This window comes from Pseudomonas fragi (assembly GCF_900105835.1).
Lineage (GTDB): Bacteria > Pseudomonadota > Gammaproteobacteria > Pseudomonadales > Pseudomonadaceae > Aquipseudomonas > Aquipseudomonas fragi.
The window spans coordinates 1,974,690-1,995,169 of record NZ_LT629783.1 but is presented as its reverse complement, the minus strand read 5'-3'; the positions used below and the strand labels follow the sequence as shown (position 1 = coordinate 1,995,169).

General features: G+C 59.4%; 21 protein-coding genes and 1 tRNA gene. 9 read left to right on the top strand and 13 right to left on the bottom strand.

The genetic code is table 11. The annotated features are described in order from the left end of the window. Positions 1 to 320 precede the first annotated feature (320 nt). Genes BLU25_RS09105 through BLU25_RS09095 form a run of 3 tightly spaced genes read right to left on the bottom strand, consistent with a single transcriptional unit; the run spans position 321 to position 2,870 of the window. Positions 321 to 1,370 (bottom strand): alkene reductase, encoded by a 1,050-nt coding sequence (locus BLU25_RS09105; protein WP_016782011.1) that lies wholly within the window; start codon positions 1,368 to 1,370, stop codon positions 321 to 323. Positions 1,371 to 1,390: 20 nt separating this feature from the next. Beyond that, positions 1,391 to 2,557: an MFS transporter gene (locus BLU25_RS09100; protein ID WP_016782012.1), complete on the bottom strand. Its 1,167-nt coding sequence runs from the start codon at positions 2,555 to 2,557 to the stop codon at positions 1,391 to 1,393. 10 nt (positions 2,558 to 2,567) lie between these two features. After that, positions 2,568 to 2,870: an ArsR/SmtB family transcription factor gene (locus tag BLU25_RS09095; protein ID WP_016782013.1), complete on the bottom strand. Its 303-nt coding sequence runs from the start codon at positions 2,868 to 2,870 to the stop codon at positions 2,568 to 2,570. 154 nt (positions 2,871 to 3,024) lie between these two features. On the opposite strand from BLU25_RS09095, the gene BLU25_RS09090 reads away from it, so the two are divergent. After that, positions 3,025 to 3,612, top strand: coding sequence for an acyl carrier protein phosphodiesterase (locus BLU25_RS09090; protein WP_016782014.1), 588 nt, complete (start codon positions 3,025 to 3,027; stop codon positions 3,610 to 3,612). Positions 3,613 to 4,589: 977 nt separating this feature from the next. Then, entirely contained in the window at positions 4,590 to 4,799 is a 210-nt protein-coding gene (locus BLU25_RS09080) for a short-chain dehydrogenase (protein WP_083369604.1), read from the top strand. Between the two features lie 503 nt (positions 4,800 to 5,302). On the opposite strand, the gene BLU25_RS09070 is transcribed toward BLU25_RS09080, so the two are convergent. Further along, positions 5,303 to 6,094, bottom strand: coding sequence for a lysophospholipid acyltransferase family protein (locus tag BLU25_RS09070; protein ID WP_016782016.1), 792 nt, complete (start codon positions 6,092 to 6,094; stop codon positions 5,303 to 5,305). Next, on the bottom strand, positions 6,094 to 6,849 hold the full coding sequence (olsB, locus tag BLU25_RS09065) for an L-ornithine N(alpha)-acyltransferase (protein WP_016782017.1): 756 nt from the start codon (positions 6,847 to 6,849) through the stop codon (positions 6,094 to 6,096). The genes BLU25_RS09070 and olsB overlap by 1 nt, the downstream gene beginning before the upstream one ends. A 236-nt stretch (positions 6,850 to 7,085) precedes the next feature. On the opposite strand from olsB, the gene BLU25_RS09060 reads away from it, so the two are divergent. From BLU25_RS09060 to BLU25_RS09050, 3 genes are all read left to right on the top strand, one after another. Then, entirely contained in the window at positions 7,086 to 7,676 is a 591-nt protein-coding gene (locus tag BLU25_RS09060) for a YceI family protein (RefSeq protein ID WP_016782018.1), read from the top strand. Position 7,677: 1 nt separating this feature from the next. Beyond that, on the top strand, positions 7,678 to 8,835 hold the full coding sequence (locus BLU25_RS09055) for a phospholipase D-like domain-containing protein (RefSeq protein WP_016782019.1): 1,158 nt from the start codon (positions 7,678 to 7,680) through the stop codon (positions 8,833 to 8,835). Between the two features lie 103 nt (positions 8,836 to 8,938). Next, on the top strand, positions 8,939 to 9,574 hold the full coding sequence (locus BLU25_RS09050) for a LysE family translocator (protein ID WP_016782020.1): 636 nt from the start codon (positions 8,939 to 8,941) through the stop codon (positions 9,572 to 9,574). Positions 9,575 to 9,737: 163 nt separating this feature from the next. Here BLU25_RS09050 and BLU25_RS09045 read toward each other — a convergent pair. The 4 genes from BLU25_RS09045 to BLU25_RS09030 form a co-directional block, all read right to left on the bottom strand. After that, positions 9,738 to 9,811, bottom strand: a tRNA-Gly gene (locus tag BLU25_RS09045). 95 nt (positions 9,812 to 9,906) lie between these two features. Then, entirely contained in the window at positions 9,907 to 10,764 is an 858-nt protein-coding gene (locus tag BLU25_RS09040) for an alpha/beta fold hydrolase (protein ID WP_016782021.1), read from the bottom strand. 76 nt (positions 10,765 to 10,840) lie between these two features. Continuing rightward, positions 10,841 to 11,533: a pseudouridine synthase gene (locus BLU25_RS09035; protein WP_016782022.1), complete on the bottom strand. Its 693-nt coding sequence runs from the start codon at positions 11,531 to 11,533 to the stop codon at positions 10,841 to 10,843. 33 nt (positions 11,534 to 11,566) lie between these two features. After that, positions 11,567 to 11,788 carry a cysteine-rich CWC family protein gene (locus BLU25_RS09030; protein ID WP_016782023.1) on the bottom strand — a complete coding sequence of 74 codons (222 nt, stop codon included), beginning with the start codon at positions 11,786 to 11,788 and terminating at the stop codon, positions 11,567 to 11,569. 270 nt (positions 11,789 to 12,058) lie between these two features. Between BLU25_RS09030 and BLU25_RS09025 the strand changes: the two genes are divergently transcribed. Further along, entirely contained in the window at positions 12,059 to 12,496 is a 438-nt protein-coding gene (locus BLU25_RS09025) for a DUF3757 domain-containing protein (RefSeq protein ID WP_016782024.1), read from the top strand. A 651-nt stretch (positions 12,497 to 13,147) separates the two neighbouring features. Further along, a complete protein-coding gene (ung, locus tag BLU25_RS09015) occupies positions 13,148 to 13,840 on the top strand; it encodes a uracil-DNA glycosylase (protein WP_016782026.1) in 693 nt (230 codons plus the stop codon). A 57-nt stretch (positions 13,841 to 13,897) separates the two neighbouring features. Here ung and BLU25_RS09010 read toward each other — a convergent pair whose 3' ends face one another. Genes BLU25_RS09010 through BLU25_RS08995 form a run of 4 tightly spaced genes read right to left on the bottom strand, consistent with a single transcriptional unit; the run spans position 13,898 to position 17,942 of the window. Next, positions 13,898 to 14,941, bottom strand: coding sequence for an AbrB family transcriptional regulator (locus BLU25_RS09010; protein ID WP_016782027.1), 1,044 nt, complete (start codon positions 14,939 to 14,941; stop codon positions 13,898 to 13,900). Beyond that, positions 14,934 to 16,448: a tripartite tricarboxylate transporter permease gene (locus BLU25_RS09005; RefSeq protein WP_016782028.1), complete on the bottom strand. Its 1,515-nt coding sequence runs from the start codon at positions 16,446 to 16,448 to the stop codon at positions 14,934 to 14,936. The genes BLU25_RS09010 and BLU25_RS09005 overlap by 8 nt, the downstream gene beginning before the upstream one ends. Position 16,449: 1 nt before the next feature. Beyond that, positions 16,450 to 16,908 carry a tripartite tricarboxylate transporter TctB family protein gene (locus tag BLU25_RS09000; RefSeq protein WP_016782029.1) on the bottom strand — a complete coding sequence of 153 codons (459 nt, stop codon included), beginning with the start codon at positions 16,906 to 16,908 and terminating at the stop codon, positions 16,450 to 16,452. A gap of 56 nt (positions 16,909 to 16,964) precedes the next feature. Further along, positions 16,965 to 17,942: a Bug family tripartite tricarboxylate transporter substrate binding protein gene (locus BLU25_RS08995; RefSeq protein WP_016782030.1), complete on the bottom strand. Its 978-nt coding sequence runs from the start codon at positions 17,940 to 17,942 to the stop codon at positions 16,965 to 16,967. A 381-nt stretch (positions 17,943 to 18,323) separates the two neighbouring features. Here BLU25_RS08995 and BLU25_RS08990 point away from each other — a divergent pair, with 381 nt between their 5' ends. Both BLU25_RS08990 and BLU25_RS08985 read left to right on the top strand, forming a co-directional pair. After that, complete coding sequence (locus BLU25_RS08990; RefSeq protein ID WP_016782031.1) at positions 18,324 to 18,995, top strand: response regulator; 672 nt, start codon at positions 18,324 to 18,326, stop codon at positions 18,993 to 18,995. Further along, positions 18,988 to 20,382, top strand: coding sequence for a sensor histidine kinase (locus tag BLU25_RS08985; RefSeq protein ID WP_016782032.1), 1,395 nt, complete (start codon positions 18,988 to 18,990; stop codon positions 20,380 to 20,382). The genes BLU25_RS08990 and BLU25_RS08985 overlap by 8 nt, the downstream gene beginning before the upstream one ends. The last annotated feature ends 98 nt before the right edge of the window (positions 20,383 to 20,480 follow it).

Sequence of the window (20,480 nt, the reverse complement as noted above, 5' to 3'; positions counted from 1 at the left end):
AAAATCTATAACTGTCGCGGTTGCAGCAATTCCACAAGACTCTAGTATTTGAACTGTGTTGACGGATCGACACAGCGCTCAAGGAAGAACGCAAACGGACATCGCGGGATGCGATTCATCAGGATGATGAGAAGGAACAAAAGGGACTAGGGAAAAAATGTGGGCGGGTCAAACCGCCCCTTTTTTTTGCCCAAAATAAAGTGTCTTTGAACACACTCCGCGCTGTACCGTAACCCGGTTTTTTAACGCAAAACGCCCAAGGCCATTAGCCTCGGGCGTTTTGCGTTTTGCGTTTTACGGCTTCAAAGCCTGGTCAAGGCTTACAGCGCCGGGTAGTCGATGTAACCCACCGGGCCTTTGGAGTAAAAGCTTTCCGGATGCGCTTCATTGAGCGGTGCATCGGCCTTCAGGCGTGCTGGCAGGTCGGGGTTGGCAATAAAAGGCACGCCAAAGGCGACGGCATCGGCTTTGCCCGCCGCCAGCCAGGCATTGGCGCTGTCCTTGGTGAAGCTCTCGTTGACGATGTACGCGCCGCCGAAGGCTTGCTTGAGCTGTGGGCCCAGGCTGTCTGCAGCTTCATGCTCGCGCGCACAGATGTAGGCAATGCCGCGTTTGCCCAGCTCGCGGGCGACATAACCGAAGGTTTCAGCCAGATTCTCGTCACCCATGTCATGCAGGTCGGCCCGTGGCGACAAATGCACACCGACCCGGCCAGCGCCCCAGACTTCAATCGCGGCATCGGTCACTTCGAGCAACAGGCGCGCGCGGTTTTCGACGCTGCCACCGTACTGGTCGGTACGTTTGTTGGTGCTGCTTTGCAGGAACTGGTCGAGCAGGTAACCATTTGCGCCATGAATCTCGACGCCGTCAAAACCGGCGGCCTTGGCGTTCTCGGCGCCCGTGCGGTAGGCCTCGACAATATCGGCGATCTCGGCAGTCTCCAGTGCGCGTGGTACCGGGAAATCAACCTTGGGGCGTACCAGGCTGACATGGCCCTTGGCGGCGATGGCGCTAGGGGCAACCGGCGTTTCGCCATTCAGGTACATCGGGTGCGAGATACGGCCTACATGCCACAACTGCAATGCAATCCGGCCACCGGCCGCGTGTACGGCCTTGGTGATGTTAGTCCAGCCGCGTACCTGATCGTCAGCCCAGATGCCCGGGGTGTCAGGGTAGCCGACGCCCATTGGCGTGACCGACGTGGCCTCGCTCAGGATCAGGCCAGCTGACGCGCGCTGAACATAGTATTCGGCCATCAGTGCATTGGGTACACGGCCTTCATCGGCACGGCAGCGGGTCAACGGCGCCATGATGATGCGGTTGGGCAGTTCGAGGTCGCCCAGCTTGATCGGATCAAAAATCGTGGTCATTTATGCAGCCCTCTCAAGGATCAGTTAGTAGCAGTAGCCAGCTCGGAGTTACCGTTCTGGCGGAAAGTAATCAGGGTCACCAGCAGGGCCAGTATTGCCAGCGCGGCTGCAGCCAGCGGCACGCTGGTAAGGCCAAAGCCGTGGGCGATGACGCTGCCGCCAACCCAGGCACCGAGGGCATTGCCGACGTTGAAGGCACCGATGTTCAGGGTCGACACCAGGTTGGGGGCAGCCTTGCCGAAGGTCACGACATTGATTTGCAGCGCCGGTACGGCGGCAAACGAGGCGGCGGCCCAGAGGAACAGGGTGATTTCGGTAGGGATCACCGCGACGCTGGTCCAGGTCAGCACGGTGGACATCACCGCCATCGCGATAAATACCCCGATCAGTGTTGCGGCCAGGCGTTTGTCGGCCAGCTTGCCGCCGATGATATTACCCACCGTCAGGCCAAGGCCGATCAGCAGCAGGGTCCAGGTCACGCCGCTAGGCGATACGCCGGTGACATCACCGAGCAGGGGCGCCACATAGGTGAACAGGGTGAACATCGACGCGGAAAACAGTGCCGTCATGCTCAGCGACAGCCAGATGCCAGCACCCTTGAGGGCTGCCAGCTCGGCGCGCATGTCGAGTTTTTCTTCGTCACGTTTGGCGGGCAGAAAACGAATCAGGCCGATCAGTGCCACCACACCGATCACGGTCACGGCAAAAAACGTCGAGCGCCAGCCTGCGGCCTGGCCCAGCGCGGTACCCAGGGGAACGCCCAGCACATTGGCCAGGGTCAGGCCGGTAAACATCAGGGCCACGGCAGATGCGCGCTTGTTGGCAGGCACCAGGCCTGCAGCCACCACCGAGCCAATGCCGAAAAACGCGCCGTGACACAGGGCGGTGACAACACGGGCAAACATCAGCACGTTGTAATCACTGGCCAGGGCACAGAGCAGGTTGCCAATGATGAAAATCACCATCAACGCTACCAGGGCCGCCTTGCGCGGCAACTTGGCCGTGGCCAGTGCCATGAACGGCGCACCGATGGCCACGCCCAGCGCGTAACCGGTGACCAGCCAGCCGGCACCGGGGATGGACACGCCAAGGTCGGTCGCGACATCGGGCAACAAGCCCATGATCACGAACTCGGTGGTCCCGATGGCGAAAGCGCTGAGCGCCAGAATGAGTAGCGAGAGGGGCATGGAAGTCCTTTTAAAGCTCTTGGCTGATTTTTTCGAGGAACGCCTTGATGGTGTCCTCATTGCGTTTGAAGAAGTGCCACTGGCCATGTTTCTGGCTGGTAATCAGGCCTGCCCGTTGCAGGGTGGCCAGGTGCGCAGAGACCGTGGACTGCGACAGGCCGCAGAGTTGGTCGAACTGCCCGGCGCATACACCATGCTCCGTGGAATGGACCTGGCCCGGGAACGAGGCATCAGGGTCTTTGAGAGCGTTGAGAATTTCTCGGCGTACTGGGTGTGCCAGGGCTTTTATTATTTCGTCGAGGTCGATCGTCATGGTTGCAGTGCTCATTGGGTACAACGTTATATCGCGATGAGGCGAACTTTAAATCGTAATATCGCGATATACAAATATGAATTTGATCTTAGATCAGCTCAAATCGGTATATCGGGTTATAACGATACAGGTGTGGCAGTGCTAAACTGCGCCGATGAATTATCTCGCACATCTGCATCTGGGCGGACAGCGCCCGGAAGAAATGCTCGGCAGCTTGTATGGCGATTTCGTCAAAGGGCGGCTGCACGGCCAATACAGCCCTGATATTGAACACGGTATTGCGCTGCACCGCAGCATTGATGTTTTTACAGACAACCACCCGCTGGTTGATCAGTCGTTGTCGCGCTTTGCCCACACGCGCCGGCGCTATGCGGGGATTGTGCTGGACGTGTTTTTTGACCATTGCCTGGCGCGGGACTGGGGGCTGTATGCCGAAGGGCCGCTGGAGCGTTTTACTGCGGATTTTTACCGTGTGCTGGTGGCAGAGCAGCAGTTGCCGCGGCGTCTGGCGACTATCGCGCCGCATATGGCGGCCCATGACTGGCTGGGTTCATACCGGGATTTTGCGGTGCTGGAGCAGGTGTTCAACGGTATCGCCCGGCGCTTGTCGCGGCCCGAGGAACTGGCCGGGGCGATGCAGGATCTGAAGGTATTGTACGAACCGCTGAGTGAGGATTTTCGGGCGTTTTATCCGCAGTTGCAGGTGTATGCGGCGGGTTGTTACCGCAAGGGATATCTGTAGCCGCTGCCGAGGAACGAAGGCTGCGTTCGGCGACGAAGTCGTCGCAAAAACCAGGCAAGGCGTTGTGTCTGATACACCAGGTTTTCAGGGTATTTCCCAATTGCTGCGTAACGGGGCGATCTTATGGATGTGCCCGGCTGGCGGTTGCGGACTGCTTGATCTTGTTGGTTTAACTGGTGTGTTGGGTGCATATCCGGCCTTTGTGTCTAACCGGGATATGGGTTTCGCTCTTACAGCGAGTCACTTTGCAAAAGCGGCAAAGTAACCAAAGCGCTTTCGCCCCATCGTACGGCCTTCGCTCCAGTCCTGCTCCGTGGGCACGCCGCCACGGGCCATCCTTGGCCCATCGCGGCTCTCCCGGCATCCATGCCGGTCGACCCACTGCGCAGAACTTCCTCTCGGCCTCCCGGGAGGGCAGGCAGATCAAAAGCACTGCGCCACGAGGCGGCCGACCGGCCGACCTTTTGGCGCAAGTGTGTGCTACACAATCTCTGTAGCCGCTGCCGAGGAACGAAGGCTGCGTTCGGCGACGAAGTCGTCGCAAAATCAGACAAAGTGTTGTGTTAGTTGAATCAGGTTCTCAGGGTTTACGACTGCTGCGTCGCAGTGGCGCACCAAACCGATCGCAGCCTTCGTTCCTCGGCAGCGGCTACAGAAACTACAAGCTCACGTTTTTTCAGGATTTTTCGCACAAGTTTGTCAATTGCTGGGGCGAGGGGACGACGCTTATAGTCGGTGTTCGCCGATAAGGCGGCCGGGTTTGGCGACTTGGAACATTTTCAGAAATATGTGCAATTGCTATATAAAACAGAGCGTGTATTTATACGCGCTGTGCTTTATGGCAGCTGTGCGTGGGAGATCTTCGGGTCTGCCGGGTTCTGGGAATGACCGGTTCGCCAACCCGCGTACAGCGGCCACTTGTTTTTGTTTGGCGACGAATACGGCTGGCTAAAACATATAGCATCTGAGGTTTATCCATGACTCATTCCCCGTTCATCCCTCTTACCGCCATAGATTGCACCATCCCTGCTTTATTGATCGACCGCAACGCGCCCTTCGACGTCCTTCATGCCAACGCTGCCGCACGGGTACTGGCCGTAACCCAACTGATGGAATCGTTCTCCAGTCGGGAAGTGCAAGAGGCTGATTCTGTAGATCTTAAGTATATGGCTACTGTTTCAGCGTAATTGCTGCGTGATGGGTGTGATTTGCTGGATGGGCTGGGCTGGCGGTTGAGGCCTGCTTGATAGCGTTTTTATAACTGATGCATTGAGTACATATCCGATATTCGCGTTAAAAATCGCAGCCTCGTTCCTTCGGCAGCGACTACAGAGATTGTGCAGCACACACTTACGCCAAACAGGCCGGCCGGTCGGCCGCCTCGGCGTAGTGCTGTTGATCTGCCTGCCCTCCCGGGAGGCCGAGTGGAGGTTCTGCGCAGTGGGTCGACCGGCATGGATGCCGGGAGAGCCGCGATGGGCCATGGATGGCCCGTGGCGGCGTGCCCACGGAGCAGAGCCTGCGCGAGGGAACCTGAGCGAAGCGAAGGCCGTACGATGGGGCGAGGACTTTTTGGTTCCTTTTTGGTCCTTCAAAAAGGGACTCGCTGTAAGAGCGAAACCAATATTTCAGTTAGACACAAATGCCGGATATGTACGCGGTGGGTCAGTTGTTTAACGACGCTCCCGGCTCAAATCATCGCCCCCACTCTCTCCGGCAGCGGATCTATTGGCGTGACCGGCGCCGTCACCACCCGCCGGATCGCTTCCTGTGCTCTGAACGCCAGCACAGCCCGCTCTTGTGCGTGGCTGGCCAGGGGCTCCAGCAGATGGATCTCGACTTCGCCCTGTTCATGGCTAAACAACCGCAGCAAATGCGACAGCAAATCGTCATCACCCACAAACGGTGCTATCGCATCGACCTCGCCATTACGCAAATAGCGAATAGCCACCGGTTGCAGCGACACACGGCTGTCGATCGCCGCCGACAGCAACCGCCCATGAAAGGTACGCACCGAGTTCCCATCAGTGGTGGTGCCTTCAGGAAACATCAGCAGCGGCAGCGGTTGCTGCAAGTGGCGGGTCATTTGCTCGCGGATCAACTGGCTGTCGCCCGCACCCCGGCGGATAAACAAACTGCCTGCCTTGGCTGCCAACCAGCCGGCCACTGGCCAGCCGCGTACTTCGGACTTGGACAAAAACGACAGCGGGGTCAATTGCCCCAGCAGTGCAATGTCGGTCCAGGACACATGATTGCTCAACCACAGCATCGGCGTTGCCGGGAGTTCCCCGACCACTCTGACGCGAAAGGGCAGGGCATTGCTCAGGCGTGTCATGAAAAACTGCGACCAGCGCTGGCGCCTGTCCATCGTGCTGTTCAGGCCCAGGCGCTCAAGCAGCCCGAACATTCCCGCCATGCCCAACCCCAGGCTGACCACCCCGAGCACCCGTGCCACCCGGGCATACCGGCGCACGCGGCTCATTACATGGCCGCCTTGAAGTGGCGGGCATAACGCGGGCACAGTTCATCGCGCTTGAGCAGGATAAATACGTCGGCCACCTGGAAATCTTCATCCCAGCAGGGCTCGCCGCAAATTTTCGCGCCCAGGCGCATATAGGCCTTGAGCAGGGGCGGCATTTCAGTAATGACGTTGGCGGGCACGTCCTGTGCCGGCAACGGCTTTTTCGGCTCGGCGCGCAAATGCTGCGTGCACAAATAACGCTCGCGCAGACGCTGCATGATCGCCCGGGCCTGAATGCCGCCGTCTTGCATCGGGATACTGGCACAGCCCATCAGGTAGCGGTAATTGCCCTGGTTGAGCACGTCTGCCAACTCGCTCCACAGCACGGTAATGGTGCCACCGTTGCGGTAGGCCGGGTCGACGCAGGTGCGGCCGATTTCCAGCACCGGGCCTTGCAGGTTCGCCAGGCCGTGCAGGTTGAATTCTTCTTCGCTGTAAAAGTGGCCGATGTTTTTTGCCGCGCTGTGATCCAGCAGGCGGGTGGTGGCTACCAGTTGACCGCTATTGAGATCGCGTACCCCGATATGTTCGCACCAAGGGTCATAACGGTCCTCGTCGAGCCCGTGCTCAGTACCTTTGAGCTTGGCCTTCAACTCGCCGCTGAATACACGAAAACGCAGGGCCTGAGCTTCACGCAGGGCGACGGGGCCGAGCAGGCGCTCGGCTTGCAGGCGACGTTCTGGAGCGGTGTCGCGGATACGGGCGATCTGGGACATTGCGAATCTCCGTGCAGGCACTGTGCCCGCTCTGGGTTTCTGCCAATCGACTGAGGTGTGCAACTTCAGGCTAGGCAAGTGCAATGTCACCCCTGTGACGTTTGGGTGATGCTTGTATGACAGCCCAGGGAGGAACTTTGTGTGGGAATCGACAGCCAGACACTGTGTAAAAAAGACCTGCCAAAACCGCTCGCCGGGTTTAATGTTCACCCACGTTGATTTGTTGATGAGTTTTTATGCTTAAAGCGCTGTTTTCTTCTGCCTGCGCCCTGGTGCTGACCCTTGGCGTAAGCCTGTCCGCCCAGGCCAACTGGTACCTGGATGGTGAGTCGTCTCGGCTTTCGTTTATCACCACGCAAAATGCCAATATCGCCGATGTGCATCGCTTTCTGGTCCTGCATGGCAAGGTCGACCGCAAGGGCCTGGCGCAATTGCGCATCGAGATGGACTCGGTCAACAGCGCGGTGCCCCTGCGCGATGAGCGCATGCGTGACGTGCTGTTTGATTTCAAGCACTTCCCCGAAGCGCAAATCAGCGCGCAGATCGACCTGCAACCGATCAACGATCTGGCGAACGGCGCGCAACTGGAATTGCACTTGCCGGTCACCGTCAGCTTGCGCGGCAAGCAGCACACCTACGAGGCTGAACTGTTGGCTACCCGTCTGGATGAGCGACGCTTCCAGGTTGTGACCCTGGAGCCGCTGATGCTGCAGGCCGAAGATTTTGGCCTGCAACCCGAGCTTGAAACCTTGCGCAAAATGGCCGGGCTGTCGGCCATCAGTTTTTCAGTACCGGTGAATGCGGTGCTGATTTTCACGGCCCGTTAAGATGGCCGGCGCGGTGTTCGGCTGGCGCAGCGACAATCAGTTCGAACTGCTGATCGACGGCCCGCAGTTTTTCCCACGAATCCTGGCCGCCATTGAGCAGGCACAGGAGCAGATTGATCTGGAACTGTATCTGGTTGAGGCCGGTGACTGTGCCGAAACCATCGTCCAGGCGCTGGAGCAGGCCGCCTGGCGCGAGGTGCGGGTGCGATGCCTGTTTGATGCCTACGGCAGCCTGGGATTGGGGCCGGGTTTGCGCCGCAGGCTGATCGAGGCCGGGGTGGAGTTGCGGCATTACAACCCGCTGAGCTGGCGCCGTGGCCTGAACAACCTTTATCGCGACCATCGCAAGCTGTTGCTGGTGGATCAGCAACTGGCCGTGGTAGGTGGCACCGGCGTCACCGATGAATTCTGGCGCCCGGCTGAAAACACCTGCGACTGGCATGAGGTGATGGTGCAGATGCAAGGGCCGCTGGTGCAGGACTGGCAGATGCTGTTCGATCGCCAGTGGCGTGCCAATATCAGCCGCAAGGCGTGGAAGCCGGCGACCCACTTCGGCCTGGCGCGCCTGCCCGGGGTGCCCGCTGAGGCTGAGGGCATGGGCCGCGTGGCCTACGCCGATGCCCACCAGCATCGTGACATCCTGCAGTCGCTGGTGCGGGCGATCAACAGTGGCAAGCAGCGGATCTGGTTGGCCACGCCGTATTTCCTGCCGACCTGGAGCGTGCGCCGTTCGCTGCGGCGGGCGGCGGCGCGGGGCGTCGATGTGCGGCTGCTGCTGACCGGGCCACGCACCGACCACCCTTCGGTGCGCTACGCCGGGCACCGTTACTACCCGAGGCTGCTCAAGTCCGGTGTTCAGATACTGGAATACCAGCCGCGCTTTCTGCATTTGAAAATGGTCCTGATCGACGATTGGGTGAGCATTGGCTCGTGCAATTTCGACCACTGGAACCTGCGCTTCAATCTTGAGGCCAACCTTGAAGCGCTGGACCCGGCGCTCACACAAGCGGTGGTGGCCAGCTTTACTGCCGACTTCGCCCAGAGCCTGCCTGTCAGCCTGCAAGACTGGCAGTCACGCCCCCTCTGGCGCCGGGTCAAGCAGCGCATCTGGGGCTGGGTTGACCGGCTGGTGGTGAATATTTTGGGGCGGCGCCACTGAATTTCGCCCTGCATGCGGTTACACAAGCGTGGATAACGTGCAAAATCGAGCCACTTCACGCGCAGCGGACGAACGTGAAGCCTGATTTTCTGGAGCGTTGTGCATGACACCTTCGTTGTTACTGGCCGTCCTGGCTTCCGGCTTTATCTATGGCATCACCCCGGGCCCTGGCGTGCTGGCGGTGTTCGGTATTGGCGCTGCCCGTGGGCGACGTGCCGGGGCCGGTTTTTTGTGCGGGCATTTGCTCGGCGATGTGATCTGGTGCAGTACGGCACTGATTGCCATCGTTGGCGCGCGTGAGTTTGGTAGCACGGCCTTTAACGTGCTGGGCTTGATCAGCGGCCTGTATCTGTTCTGGCTGGGCTTGCGCGCGGTTCGCGCCCAGCGCAGCAGCGGTGCTCAGCAAGGCCCGGCGCGCCAACCGTTTGCCCACGGGATTTTCTTCGGCCTGACCAACCCCAAGGCGTATCCGGTGGCGGTGGCGACGTTCACTGCACTGTTGTCCAGCCGCGCAGAACTGCTGACCTGGGCCATGTTGCCCTGGTTGATCGCCTTGAGCTTTGTCGGCGGAGCGTTGGCCTACATGATTCTGGTGGGCATCGTGGGGGCAGGGCATGTGAGGGCGCTGTACCAGCGCCATGAGCTGCTGATCACCCGGTTGTGCGGGGTGATGTTCATCGGGTTTGCCATCAGTGCGCTGATGCATGCGCTGCCCGGGCTGTTACGAATTATCGGTTGAAGTAATGGCCAGGGAGTGCAGTACGCTCAAAGTCATCGGGGATGAAAGTTGAGGTTTAACCCCGATGCAGCGAGTTAGCCTATGGGCATCGAGCACTGGTTGCTAAAGGCAGGGTTTTACTGTGCAAGCGAGGCCTTCAGAAGGATTGAAAGCCTGGAAGAAGTGGAGCGGGTGGCGGGAATCGAACCCGCGTGATCAGCTTGGGAAGCTGGAGTAATACCATTATACGACACCCGCTCAGAGCGGCTGACTTTGTACCAGAAGTCGGCCTTGATGAGAAGTTTTATTCTGCAAATGTATGATTTTTGCCCTGTTATTGGCTTTGCACCCCCTCACAAGGACAGTGAGGGCGGCTGAAGCGGTATCGGTTGTAAAAAATCGAGCAGGGCGTTTTTACTGATATGGCTGGCGGTTTTGTGTTCCATGTCGAGAAAATGCCCGGTGTTCTCCAGGCTGACAAACTGGCTGTTGGCAATCGCTCCTGCAAAGTGCCGGGCGTCGCTGGCCACGGTGTATTCGTCCCATTGGCCATTGATAAACAGCACCGGTATCTCGATACCTTGGGTGGCCCTGAGAAAGCACGGCGGGTCGCTGCTCAGGACGTGCTCGATATGAAAGTGCATTTGCGCGTATTCATGCTCGGCCAGGCTGCTGACGTGCCTGAAGTTGAAACGCTTGAACAGCGAAGGCAAATGCTTGCCCAGCGTGTCGTTGACCAGGTGGCCGACCTGAGTGCGGTTGCGGGCGGCCAGGCAATGCCGGCCACGCTCCAGATAATCGCGCATGGCAGCGTTGATCAAAGGGGAAAACGAACTGATCACGGCTTTTTCAATACGCCTTGGCGTTGCTGCCAGTGCGGTCAGCGCGGCCGTACCGCCACATGAAAATGACAGCAGATACTGGGCATCAAAGTGCTCAATCAGCTCCAGCAGCACATGGGCTTCCAGTTCCCTTGTCAGCATTTTCTGATGAGGGTTATGAGGTTTTGATTTGCCCGCGTAAGGTTGGTCGTAGAGCACCACGTTCAAATACGGGTGCAGGTTTTTCAGGGTGTGGGCGAAGGATGCCGTCGTGGCCATCGAGCCATTGACCAGAATGATGGTGTGCTCGGCGTTGTCACAACGGTACAGCTCGGTATGAATACGGTACTGGCCTTGAATGTCGAGCACGGCAATTTCGGGCTTGAGCATGGCGTCAGACTCCAGTGAATCGAGCGTCGGTCTGACTGATGGTGCAGGGCGATTGTTACAGGCAGAGCCTGGGGGGCTAGAACTGCTGCATTTCCTGCTCGCTCAGCGGCCGGTATTCGCCGGGAGCCAGCTGGCTGTCGAGCAGCAGGGGGCCGATGCTCTCGCGGTGCAGGCGCACCACCTTGTTGTTGAAATGGCCAAACATGCGTTTGACCTGATGGTAGCGCCCCTCAACGATGCTCAGGCGGGCGCAGCAGGGGCCTAGCAGCTGCAGTTCGGCGGGTTGGGTGGTCAGGTCTTCGAAAGCGAAATAGACGCCCTCGGCGAATTTGCTGACGTAATCCGCGGTAATTGCCTGCTCGGTTTCGACGTAATACACCTTGGGCATCTTGGTCTGCGGCTGGGTGACATGGCGCGACCAATGGCCATCATTGGTGATCAGCATCAGCCCGCTGGTATTGAAATCCAGCCTGCCGGCAATATGCAGCTCGTCCTTGTCGGGCTCATCGAGCAGGTCGAGGACGGTGGGGTGTTGCGGGTCCCGGGTGGCGCTTACACAACCCGGCGGCTTGTGCAGCATGAAATAGCGGGCCGGCTTGCCTGCCTGCAGCACTTGCCCGTCGAGTTCGATATGGCTGAATGCGCGGATTTCGTGGCGCGGGTCGGCGATCACCTGCCCGTCTACCTGGATACGCTTCTCTATCAGGAGCAACCGCACTTGTTGGCGGTTGAACTGGGGCAAGTTACTGAGAAAGCGGTCTACACGCATAACGATCCATCACTAGAAATTCAGGGGTGCATCTTACGTGAGGGAGGCCGCCGGTGCTGGCGGCAATTGGCTCTGCACCCGGGCACAACGAGGGCAAAGGCAGGTCAGGTCGCGCTGTTCAAGGGGCAGGGCGCGCAGGACCTCGGGGTCAATGCTCACGCCGTAGCACCAGCAGGGCTGCGCCACGGTCTCAGGGTTTGCCATCGAGCAGTCGTTGCGGGCGCCGCAGGCGGGGCAAATGTCGGAGGTGGTCATGTCGGGGTGTCCGGCAGGTATTCAGTGTCACTATGGTAAACCCTCAAGGGTGAGTGTGTAATTTAATACTGCAAGATCGGTTTTTTATAGGCGGGCTGTGCGAAAGTTGGTGGCTCATAGATATTAATAAATATCGCGCATAATTATCGGAAATTAGCTACGAATAACTGCATTGTTAAAAGAGGGTGATTGATTAATATTAATTTGCCGGGCAGTTGATAACTGCCTTGTTCAATATTTTTAAAACATCTTGTGCAGGGGTTGCTGTATATGAAAGTTGTTTATGTTTTTGTGTGTGCGCTGTTTTATTCGGCAGTCGCGTTGGCCAGTGGCACTGAAAGTTGCCCGGAGGCCGGGGATGTGACGCTGCGGGCCGGTGTTTACACGGCTCCAAGCAGCCGGGCCGGGAACGAATGGGTCGCGGTATCCAGCGCCGCAGTGCCTTCGCAGCTGGAAACGTTTGAGGGCGCGGTTTTTTACCCGCAAGACAATCAGCCAGGTGCTGTTGGGCGGATCGGATATTGTGAATATAAAGCCCGCGACCGCTCCAGGGTTAACCTCCACTATCGTCAAAGCGCTGCCAGTGAGCGCTCAATGCGGTTTGCCAACACTGAAAACTGGCGTCCGGTTGAAAGTGGCCTTGGGCTGGTTGTTTACGAATGTAATGCTGCCATTGCAAGCAACTGTGCTTTCTCCATTGTTGATTAAGACTGTACTGGTATGGCTATTGCAGAAAAACCTCAACAGTGGCAGCGAGCCTGCTCGCGAAGGCTCGCTGCCAAAGATCGCTATCGCAGCCTCTACGGGAGGGGGCAGGCAAGGGGCGGTTGGCCCCTCTGTTGATCCACTGCAGGCGCTCTTTACAAGCGGCACTTAATGCCATTTTTATGGTCTTAAAAGGTGTCGGGCAGCGTTGCTGTTCGCCGCCTCCCAGCGTCGCTGGGTGTGCCCTCTCGCGGTCCAGGAGGCCGCCATGTACCGTCGCCTGCTTTGCATTATTGGCATCTGCTTTTCACTGTTTGCTTGCGTACCTTATTACTCGGGCGGCTCTGGCTATTACCGCTCCGAGATCTACACAGCCCCGGCGCCTTATTACTATGGTGGTTATCACCCGTATTATGTGTACCCGCGTGACTACTATGCCCCGCCCCCACGTTTTTATGAGGGGCCTCGAGGCTACTATCAGGGGCCGCGTTACTATCAGCCGCCGAGAGGCCATGACCGGGATCGTGACCATCACTCCGAGCATCGGCCCGGCACTGGCCCCGGCCACGGTAATGGCTGGTGGGGCCGATAGGGATGTTGACAACCGGGGCGGCCTTTTCTAGTGTCCGCCCCATTGTTTTTCAGGATGTAGCCATGACGTCGGATGACCGTATAAAACTTGAACCTGTCTGGAAGCAGGCATTGCGTGAGGAGTTCGATAAACCTTACATGGCCGAACTGCGCGAGTTCCTGCGCCAGGAGCATGCAGCGGGGAAAGAGATCTACCCCCCTGGCCCGCTTATTTTCAATGCCCTGAACCTGACACCGCTGGACAAGATCAAGGTGGTGATTTTGGGGCAGGACCCTTATCACGGCCCCGGCCAGGCTCATGGCCTGTGTTTTTCAGTGCAGCCCGGTATCCCGACACCGCCTTCGCTGGTCAATATCTATAAAGAACTCAAGCGTGACCTGAACATCGATATTGCTCCCCACGGTTGCCTGCAGCATTGGGCCGAACAAGGCGTTTTGCTGCTCAACACGACGATGACGGTAGAGCGTGCCAATGCCGCTTCCCATGCCAAAAAAGGCTGGGAGCATTTTACCGACCGGATTATCCAGGTGGTCAGCGAGCAGCAGCCCAAGCTGGTGTTCCTGCTGTGGGGTGCCCATGCGCAGAGCAAGCAAAAGCTGATCGATGCGACCAAGCACCTGGTGCTGACCTCGGTTCACCCTTCGCCGCTATCGGCTTATCGAGGCTTTATTGGTAACGGCCATTTCAGTCGAACCAACAAGTTTCTTGAGCAAAACGGCCTGGCGGCGATCGACTGGAAATTACCGCCGGTTTAAGCCAATGCCCAGCGGTGCAAGGCACACCCGGCGAGAATACCGGGGTGCCAGCGCCGGTCAGCCAGGGTCGGCTTGATCCTGGCGCGCCCAATAGCGAAACAGCGGCTCAGCCAAAAACAGCACGAAGATCAGGCGCATCACTTGCAGGGCCGTGACCAAGGGCACTGACAGTTGCAATGTTTCTGCGGTGAGGCTCATTTCGGCAATGCCGCCCGGCATCATGCCCAGGGTCATGGAGCGCAGGTCGAGTTGGGTAAGGGCGCTCAGGCCCAGTGCGCACAGGCTGGCGATCAACATGGTCAGGGCTGTGCCCAGCAGGGTTTTGCCAATAAAAGACGGCGCCCGCCGAAAGAAGGCCCGATTGAAGTGGCAACCCAGGCCACTGCCAATCAGCCATTGCCCCGCCTGGCTGCTGCCGTCCGGCAGGCCGATATGTAAATCCCACACAATACTCACGCTGGCGCTGACCAGCAGCGGCCCGAACAACCACGGGTTGGGCTGGCGCAAGCGTTGCCAGATCCAGGCCAGCAACGCACCTGCCGGAAACAGCAAGGCGAGCCAGTAAGGATTAATGGCAGCGGGGTGCAAGGCGGGTGTGCCTTCGCCCAGCAGATACTTGAAGGCTGCCGGAACGCACAGCACAACGGTCAGTACCCGCAGGCTCTGGCCCGCCGCGACACGGCTCAGCACGGCACCATTGCGTGCGCCGAGGTTGACCATTTCTCCCGAGCCGCCGGGCATGCTGGAGAAAAACGCAGTGGCGCGGTCTTCACCGCTGCGGCGCATCAGCCATACACCGATCACGCTCGACACACTGGTGAGCAAGGCACCTGCCAGGATCAGCCAGAAATGCGCCAGCACCTGTTCCAACACCACCGGAGTGAAATGCAGGCCAATACCGATGCCCACAATCCACTGCCCGCATTTGCGCCCCCCGGGAATCTCGGCCAATTGCCAGGGGGTCAGGCAACGCACCAGGATGATCGCCAGCAACGAGCCAACCATCCACGGCAACGGCCAGCCGATCAGGCTGGCGAGGTAGCCGCCAGCCAGACCGACCAGTGGCGTTCCCCACCAGTGCTTGAAATGGGAATCAAGCATCGGCCAGGGCGCGGCGTTGGGCGCTGCGTTTGCGCCAGATACGCATGACCGGCAACAGCAGCATTATTGCCGTCAGCACCCAGACGCCCATGGTAATCGGGCTGGCCCACAGGATTTCCAGCGCGCCGTTGGAGATCGACAGGGCACGCCGCAGGTTTTGCTCCATCAGCCCGCCCAGAATGAACCCCAGCAGAACCGGAGACAGCGGGAAGTCGAGCTTGCGCAGGATGTAGCCGAAAATGCCGATACCGATCATCAGGAACAGGTCAAAGGTGGTGGCGTGTACGGCATAGACACCAATTGCCGTGATGATGGCGATTGCTGGCACCAGCGCCCAGTTAGGTACCGACAGAATCCGGGTAAAGATGCGGATCATCGGAATATTGAGAATCACCAGCATGACGTTGGCGATAAACAAGGATGCAATCAGGCCCCAGACGATATCCGGTTGCTGTTGAAACAGCAGCGGGCCAGGGGTGATGTTGTACAGCGACAGCGCGCCGATCATCACCGCCGTGGTGCCCGAACCCGGTACGCCCAGGGTCAGCATCGGCACCAGGGCACCGCAGGCCGAAGCACCGATGGCGGTTTCGGGAGCTGCCAGGCCGCGCATGTCACCTTCGCCGAATTTCCCTGAAGCCCCCGCCAGGCGTTTTTCCGTCATATAGGACACGGCACTGGCCAGGGTGGCACCTGCGCCCGGCAGTACGCCCATGATGAAGCCGAGCAAGCCGCAGCGGATATTGACCACGAATACCGCAGACGCTTCCTTGAAATTGAACATCATGCGCCCGGTGGCTTTTACCGCTTCCTGGCCGCGATGGGTTTTTTCCAGCAGCAGCAGGATTTCGCTGATGGAGAACAGGCCCAGTACCAGCACCACAAACTGAATGCCGTCAGTCAGGTGGATATTGTCCCCGGTGAAACGGTAGACGCCGCTGTTGGCATCAATCCCCACGCAGGCCAGAAACAGGCCGATAAGCGCAGCGATAAAGGTCTTGAGCGGGCGGTCCCCGGCCATGCCACCGAGGCAGACAATGGCAAACACCATCAGTACGAAGTATTCCGCGGGGCCGAAGGCTATCGCCCATTTGGCCAGCAGCGGAGCAAACAGCACCATGCCGCAGGTGGCAATAAAGGCGCCGATAAACGAACTCCAGGCCGACAACGACAGCGCTACGCCCGCCAGGCCTTTACGCGCCATCGGGTAGCCGTCGAGGGTGGTCATCACGGTCGATGCTTCGCCCGGGATGTTCAGCAGGATCGAGCTGATGCGCCCGCCGTATTCACAGCCCAGGTACACCGCAGCCAGCAGGATCAGCGCCGATTCCGGCGGCAAGCCCAGGGCAAAGGCAATGGGGATCAGCAGGGCGACCCCGTTGATGGGGCCAAGCCCCGGCAGCAGGCCGACCACGGTGCCGATCAACGTGCCGCACAGGGCCGTGACCAGGTTGTACGGGCTGAGCGCGACGCCGAAGCCCTGGCCCAAATAGCCAAACGTATCCATATCAGTTCTCCAGAACTTCGAGCAGGCCAAGCGGCAGTGGAACGTCCATCGCTTTATCGAACAGCAGATAAAGGCCAACGCTCACCAGGCTGATGATCACGCTGCTGGGCAGCCAGCGCCCGCCATACAGACGCGCCAGCGGGATGCCGACCAGGATGCTGCTGAGGATAAAACCGAGAGGTTCGAAGGTGCCGGCAAAGATCAGCAACAGCACGATACACAGACCGATCTTGGTCAGGGTTTCACGGTCCAGTTTGGGGTCATCTTCGCTGTGTACGACGGGTGAAGGGCGAACGATCATATAGACCAGCCCCAACCCCATCAGCGCCAGCATCAGCAAAGGGAAGGCGCGAGGCCCCACGGGCTCGTAGGAGAAGGCTGCCTGATAAGGCCAGGCCATCGCCGCCAAACCGGCGCAAACAAGCAGCAGGGCCGAGGCAAAAATGCGTTGTGCAAGCATGGTTCACTCCTGGGCTGTGCCCCATGTGCAAGGGCGCAGCCAGTGGTCGGCGGCGGTTACTGGATCAGGCCGAATTCCTGGGCCAGGACTTTGTAGTCAGCCACCTGCTTCTTCACATAGGTGTCCAGCTCCGGGCCGGTCATGGCGAAGGGGAACAATTCGCGCTGGTCGCGCAATGTGGCGAAGTCTTCGGAGGCCAGCAGCTTGTCAAAAGCGTCTTTCCACCAGGCGTATTCAGCATCGCTGACTTTTGGCCCCAGGTAGAAACCGCGTACCACCGGCCAGACAATGTCGTAGCCCTGCTCCTTGGCCGTCGGGATGTCCTTCATTTCCGGCTCATCGAGGCGCTCGTTGGCGAATACGGCGAGCAGGCGCATGTCGCCGCTCTGGATATGGGGCATGGAGTCGGAAATATCCGTGCTGCCTACCTGAATATGCTCACCCAGCAATGCAGTAGCGATCTCGCCGCCGCCTTCCAGTGCCACATAACGCAGGTCGCGAGGGTTGATCCCGGCCGCCTTGGCGATCAGGGCGGTTTGCATCCAGTCCTGGCTGCCCACGGTGCCGCCTGAACCGATCACCACTTTGCTCGGGTCTTTCTTAAGGGCTTGAACCAGGTCGTCGAGGTTCTTGTAGGGCGAGTCTTTCTTCACCGCAATGGCTCCGTAGCTGGTGCCGACGGCTGCCAGCCAGCGTACGGCGCCTTCATCGAACCGACCAAATTTGCCCTGCGCAAGGTTGAGCAATGAACCGCTGGACCAGGCTACCAGGGTGCCAGCATCCGCTGGGCGCTGGGCCACTACCGCGTTGTAGGCAACCGCACCGACGCCGCCGGGCATGTAGGTCACACGCATCGGCTTGCTCAGCAGTTTTTCATTGACCAGTGCGCTTTGCGCCAGTTTGCAGGTCAGGTCAAAGCCACCGCCGGGGGAGGCCGGGGCGATGCATTCAGGACGCTTGGGTTCGGCCAGCAGTTGACCTGTGAACAGCATGCAGCTGGCCGCCAGGGCCAGGGTGCGCAGGGGAAGTTTCATGTCGTCTCCTCAGGAGCTTTTGTTTTTATAGGGCAGGTGGTGTGGCTTGAAATCGTGGGCGCAGAACGTCATGCGGCGATGCCGCGCGTCATGTCACGAATAGGGGGAAAACACAGGGGCCAAGGGCCTTGGGCTGATGGTTCAGCATGGCGGTGCTCCGTTATTGTTCTTATTGACGAAAACGCATCGAGGCGTTTTTCGGGCCGTTATGCAGGGCATGACGGTGACAGGGTTTGCTGTCAGTCTCGCGATGCTAACCGGCCAACCTTTCGCTAACCTTTCAATAGACATTCACTGTTTTTGCCCTTCACAGCCTCGTTGTCGTCTGTACACTCCGCGCACAAAAAGGCTGCGGCCTGAACAAAAAAAGAGGTAAACCTGATGCGTGTGCTTTTGGTCGAAGACCAGTTGCAGCTGGCCGAGAGTGTTGCCCAAGCCCTGAAAGGCACAGGCCTGACCGTGGATGTATTGCACGATGGAGTGGCCGCCGACCTGGCCTTGAGCAGCGAAGAATATGCCGTGGCGATTCTGGATGTGGGGTTGCCGCGCATGGATGGTTTTGAAGTGCTGGCGCGTTTGCGAGCACGTGGCAAAACCTTGCCGGTGTTGATGTTGACCGCGCGCAGCGACGTCAAGGACCGGGTACACGGGCTAAATCTGGGGGCCGATGATTATCTGGCCAAGCCCTTCGAACTGACGGAGCTGGAAGCGCGGGTCAAGGCGCTGCTGCGTCGCAGCGTGTTGGGGGGCGAACGGCTGCAGCAATGCGGCGCCCTGGTCTACGACCTCGGAACCCGGCGCTTCACCCTGGGTGATGAGCTGCTGGTCCTGACGTCCCGCGAGCAGGCGGTGCTTGAGGCCCTGATTGCACGGCCTGGCCGGGTCATGAGCAAGGAGCAGCTGGCGGCCCAGGTGTTTGGCCTGGACGAGGAAGCCAGCCCGGATGCCATCGAGATTTACATTCACCGCCTGCGCAAAAAACTCGACGGCCAGGCGGTGGCGATCGTGACGTTCAGGGGCCTGGGGTATTTGCTGGAAGGCCGCGATGTTTAAGCTCGACAGCTTGCGCTGGAGCCTGTTGTGGCACCTGACGCTGTTGCTGGTGGTGTTGATGCTGGCGAGCAGCCTGAGTGCTTATTTCAATGGTCGCGAGGCGGCCGATACGGCGTATGACCGTACCCTGCTGGCATCGGCGCGCACCATTGCCGCCGGGCTGTCGCAGCGTGATGGCAGCCTGAGTGCGGATGTGCCCTACGTTGCCCTTGATACCTTTGCCTACGACAGCGCCGGGCGTATTTACTATCAGGTCAACGATATCCACCAGCGGCTGATTTCCGGTTATGAAAACCTGCCTGCGCCGCCTGCAGGCACGCCGCGCACCGATGATTATCCGGCGTTGGCGCGGTTCTATAACGGCACCTATCTGGGCCAGAACGTGCGTGTGGTGAGCTTGCTCAAGGCTGTGAGCGAACCCGGCATGAACGGCATGGCGGAAATCCGTGTAGCCGAGACCGACGAGGCGCGGGTGGCAATGGCCCGTAGCCTGATGGCGGACACCTTGCTGCGCCTTGGCATGCTGGGGCTGGGGGCGTTGCTGGTGGTGTGGTTTGCCGTCAGTGCGGCACTGCGCCCGCTGGAGCGTCTGCGCAATGCCGTGGAGGAGCGCGAGATGGATGACCTGCGGCCATTGCCGCTGGTGTCGGTGCAGCGCGAGCTGCGGCCACTGGTACAGGCACTCAATCATTTTACCGAGCGCTTGCGCGGGCAGTTCGCCCGTCAGGCGCAGTTTATTGCGGACGCCGCCCATGAGTTGCGCACGCCTCTGGCCGTACTCAAGGCCCAGCTTGAACTGGGGTTGCGGGCGAAGGACCCGCAGACCTTGCGCAATACCCTTGAGCAAGCGGCCCAAGGCACTGACCGGCTGACCCATCTTGCCAATCAGTTGCTGTCGCTGGCGCGCATCGAAAACGGTGCCCGGGCCATTGCCGAAGGCGGTGCGCAATTGCTCGACCTGAGTCAATTGGCCCGCGAGCTGGGCATGGCGATGGCGCCGCTGGCCCATGCCCGCGGGTTTGCCCTGGCGCTTGAGGCCGACCAGCCGGTGTGGCTATACGGTGAACCGACGCTGCTGCATGAACTGCTGAGCAACCTGGTGGACAATGCGATGGCCCACACCCCAGTGGGTGGCAATGTGATTTTACGCGTGGCAACGCCAGCCGTACTGGAAGTCGAGGATGATGGCCCGGGCATTCCCCATGAGGATCGCGAACGGGTATTTGAACGCTTTTATCGGCGTAATCAGCAAGTGGCCGGCTCGGGGTTGGGGCTGGCGATTGTGGGCGATATCTGTCGAGCCCACCTGGCCCATATCAGTTTGCATGATGGTGCGCAGGGCGGGTTGAACGTGCGGGTGAGTTTTGTGCCGGCCAATGGGCGCTAGCCAGGCGACATGAATGGGCGAGTGCCTAGGCCCAAGCCCCCCCCCTTGTGGGAGCGGGCTTGCCCGCGATTGAGTCGATTCGGTGTCACTGACAGACC